Annotated in this window: 3 protein-coding genes; all 3 read right to left on the bottom strand. The window is 39.7% G+C overall.

All coding sequences use genetic code 11. The features are described from left to right. Positions 1 to 535 precede the first annotated feature (535 nt). On the bottom strand, positions 536 to 2,962 hold the full coding sequence (locus ACI35L_RS17845) for an ABC transporter permease (RefSeq protein WP_104850994.1): 2,427 nt from the start codon (positions 2,960 to 2,962) through the stop codon (positions 536 to 538). Continuing rightward, the gene (locus tag ACI35L_RS17840; RefSeq protein WP_049672002.1) at positions 2,959 to 3,636 is read right to left on the bottom strand and encodes an ABC transporter ATP-binding protein; all 678 of its coding nucleotides are present in this window, start codon (positions 3,634 to 3,636) and stop codon (positions 2,959 to 2,961) included. The genes ACI35L_RS17845 and ACI35L_RS17840 overlap by 4 nt, the downstream gene beginning before the upstream one ends. A gap of 74 nt (positions 3,637 to 3,710) precedes the next feature. Further along, positions 3,711 to 4,094: a hypothetical protein gene (locus tag ACI35L_RS17835; protein ID WP_049672003.1), complete on the bottom strand. Its 384-nt coding sequence runs from the start codon at positions 4,092 to 4,094 to the stop codon at positions 3,711 to 3,713. Between the last annotated feature and the right edge of the window lie 327 nt (positions 4,095 to 4,421).

The raw sequence follows: 4,421 nt of genomic DNA, 5'->3' as shown, positions 1-4,421 counted from the left end.
CCCTTTTCTTCCATAAGGAGTTCAACATAAAAGAACATGAATCCTTCTTAGATCAACGCCTCATTAGATGATTACGCATTACTATCCCAACTTATATTCGTTTGGAGCAACAATGCAGTCATGTCGCTTGCGAATTGGGAAGGCTAAACCTCATTGTAGTCGTGTATGACAGTAAGACGTATTGGTACCCAACCCGGATAAATGCTTGTCATGGCATCTTGGAAAAAGAAATCGAAAACGGCCTCATACCGATAACATATGGATAACCGGACCGACATCCCGAAAAGGGATGTCGGTCTTTTTTTCGCTTATGCGGTTATACTGAGGAAAAACCGACTAATGTAACGGAGAGGAGTAACTGAATATGACCAATTCACAAATCAACAGGAAATACCTGCACGAAATCAATGAGCTCCTGGAACAATCCAGCCATGGCAAGGTTCGAGTTGGGAACATCCTATATTTCTCAACCAGAGCAATCGATGCGAACATGGAGATTAGGGATAAATCCCCTAAATATTATCGACGATGGGTTTCAGTCATTTTCATACTTTTTCGCTAGCACCACCGTTAAGATTGGAATGATGATATTAATCAATGAAAACAGTAGCCCAATCATACACCAGAGTAACGGTACTTTTAGTATAACGAGTAGTGAATATCCGCCAATTACACCAGCAAAGATTGCTATCATGACCCACAGTAATACTTCCTTTAAGAAATGTTTTAAAATAGTGGATTTAGTCCACCCAATCGTGTGATACATATTGAATTCATCTTTTCTTTTTAAAATCAATGAATGAACACCTTCTATCATACTCACAACGGTTAATAGAATGGTCATAGCAACGATAGTCATTTGTATGGTCAATGTTTGATTGTTGATGAATTGGCCCATGGTCGTGTTATCCATTTCAGATATTGTTTCCCCGATGATAGCCATCTGTACAATTAAGAGGAAAGTAGAAGTAAATAAGGTCAACATGGTCGGTGCAATGATGGATAGATAATGCCTAATGCTTGAAAAGTTTTTATACGCTTCCAATCGTACTCGAGATTTCTCCTCTCTTGCCAACACTCCATATGTGATGACTAACGAAAACAGGAAGAGTCCCATTGCGTATAGAAACGCATAGCTTTTTTCAAAAACGAAGAACAACAATATAAAAGCTGTTAAGAAAGCAAGACTTTGCAAAATTACTTGCTCTGAATAGTTCCGTTGGAGTATTTTCTTTGGAGACCAACCTATGAGGAACAATGTTTGGTTCTCTGCCTTTAAAATATTTTTTTCAAAGACTAAACGAGCCATCAGCCAAGATAGGCCAAATAGAAAGAATAGTGATAAGGCGACATTAATGGTCTTATTCCAACTGGTTTCTATTGCTTGAGCTACACCCAGGGTTGTCCACGGCTCTGTCACTTGTCCGATACCTTCAACCTCCAATTGTTGCTCCTTGAATGATGAACCTGCGACAATATCCACTTCATAGCCTGCCTCCAACAAATCTTTCGCTACATTCTCTATTTTTGCTTGTGCGGAGGCATCATATTTCGTGATTTCATCAATACGAATCCGAATGGCGTCAATTGGTTTATCTCCCTTAACGAGTTCAGCAGAATCCAATGTTGTGACTCCGCTGCTAGGTGCAGGAACAAAGCTGCCTGGGACTGATGTCGGAGTCAATGACTCTCCCTTGGATGTGGTCGTCGTGCTAGTTGAATAAATACCCAAAGGACTGGAAGCTAATTGTCCTTTCTTCTCGCTTGCCGTGAATTCACCCGTTTGCAAGATCATGAATGGAACTTCATCAGATTCTTCTAGACCAGCCCCTTTTTGTACCACTTCTTTATAGGAAGGGGGATTCCCTTCTTGAACCTTTTCAACCTGAATTTGTTCGCCTTTGAACTTGTAATCAATTTTCTGGGCTGTATAGTATTGAGAGGTGTTAAAGCTATACATAGACCCATTGGACGTCTCCACCTTAAAATCATCTCTAATCTTCATGGCTACACTCTCAAAAGGTCTTTGGAATATAGAAAGGTCAAAGTCAAAATCCTTTCTGTCTGAACCAGGCTCCTTATTTAACTCTTCTACGACCTTCCCCAATTCATCTTTTTTTTCATACGCATTCAATAGTATCTGCTCATCCGTTAAGCCTAGTTTTTTCTTATAATCTGCAAGGCTAACATCCAATTTCTCTACCGAAAGTTCCATATGAATTTGATTGTCAATTTCACTTCTCTGTAAAACCTTGATAACAGGTGGATTATTGTAATTCTGTCTCATTTGGCTGAACAAAGAAAATTTAGGGTCATCTAGGTCAGCATATAAATCTGAAAAATCTATCCCGGTTAATTGTTTCTCGCTTTCTGGGTCAATAGCTGTCAATAAATGATAGCTAGGGGGCAGGACAACATACATGCTTTTGCCCGCCAACATATCCTGTCCTTGTGGATACCAGACATATTCGAGGTTATCTGGCTTGGAATTATCGAAATAGGTTAGGATTTGTTTCTCTCCTAATGGGTATTTATTTAGCCCATCCGATGTGTAGAATTGCCATTTGAATCGAGCTGGATGTTCCAAAGGAGGCAATATAATGGACGCTTGCCTTCCGGTGAAGTATCCAAGAGAGGCAACAGGGGCGGCCACTTCAATATCAGGATTATCCTTGATTTCCTCCCATTCGGATATGGAGATTCCACCTTTGCCGTCTCCAACATAATTTTCTTCCACAATCCCGATTGTCTTTTCAATCTCGGTTCGTGAGTCAGATGGTCGCAGCAAAATGTCATAGCTTCCTCTGCCGTGCTTTTCTAGTGTATTTTTTACTGAAACTTGTGACTGAAGGGTGTACTGGGAACCAAGCGGAATGAGGAAGAATATGCTCAAAAAGGCAATAACCATGATGAGCGAAATGATTTTCCTGTTTAGTATTCGGCTGATGATGAGTCTAATCATAGATGAATCATCTCTTCTTTCGTTAACAGCCCCTCATTTAGACGATATACACAATCCCCTTTTTCGGCGACCTCAAGGTCATGGGTGACACAAATGATTGTGGTTCCACGCTTTTGTATGTTTAATAGCAATTCGATGATTCGATCTCGATTCTTTGTATCCAAATTCCCTGTAGGTTCATCACATAATATAATCTCAGGATCGCCAATTATTGACCTTGCAATAGCAACCCTTTGCTTTTCTCCTCCTGACAGACTATCGGGCAGCCGATTGTGCAGGGATTCAGGAATTCCGACCAACTTTAATAAATCTTTCGCCTTTTCCATAAGCCATTTGCGATCCTTGTCATAGAGCAACGGCATAATGACATTTTCTAGAACCGAATAATGGGATAAGAGCTTAAAATCCTGAAAGATAAATCCGATATTCGTTCTTCGAAAATTACTCCGTGCTTCTTCTGTCATCGAATATATATCATGATTAAGCATGCGTACCGAACCGTCATCGGGTTTCAGAAGCCCGGCGATACACTTCAATAAAGTAGATTTACCTGTCCCAGATGGACCGACTATGCTGCACCATACAGCCTCTTTAACCTCTAAGTTCACTCCGTCTAATATATTCAGTGTTTCATTGTTCCCATACTTCTTCATAAGATTATGTACATATAACATCTCGATACCCCAATTCATTACATTGTTATAACACACATAGACCGCCAGAGCAGTCTATGTGCATGATTCGACCATTACCTAGATAATTTGATAGTACCTGAGTCAGTAGCGACTTTACTTCCCGTTACTCTCAAAAAATCGTTCCAAGTCTTTGAAGTAGTGCTTGATGAGATAGAATAACTGGAAGTATTGGTAGTTCGGTAACTTGAATACCGGTCATCAATAGCGGCATATTTTCCATCGTTGTAATATACATGGTAAGAGGAGCCAGTACCGCCACCCCAACTCAATGTCTTAGTGACAGATGTAGAACTGCCAGTTCGTGAAACATTTTTTGGTGAAATGCTAGCCTCAACTGGCACTGCCGCTTCTGCCTTTGATGCCCCACCAAGATCTCCCACTCCGAACCCTAACAACATGCTACTTGCTACAACTCCCAAAGCCAACTTCTTAATCATCCTCAAACATCCAAAATTGTTATTATATTACAATTAGAAGGTAACACAGATGAATTATCCTTGTATATATAAAATTTCAAATTTTCTGTAAATAAGTATATAAGTCACATCAAAAATAAGGTCAAATCTATCAAAAGGTAATAATAATTCCATAAAAATCACGAAAAGTTATCTTTCGGAAACTGTGAATGCGTTAAAAAAATCTAGGAAAATAGAGAAAGAAGCAATCGATATTGCCATAAAACGGTTCGGTGGGGAAAAGAAATACGCTCTGTTTGCTGTATTTAGATGCTTTTTGAACATCGGAAATGAACGAACAATTGTACA

The organism is Pradoshia sp. (assembly GCF_051873915.1).
In the GTDB taxonomy this organism is placed as follows: Bacteria; Bacillota; Bacilli; order Bacillales; family Pradoshiaceae; genus Pradoshia.
This window is presented reverse-complemented; position numbering and strand designations above follow the sequence as displayed.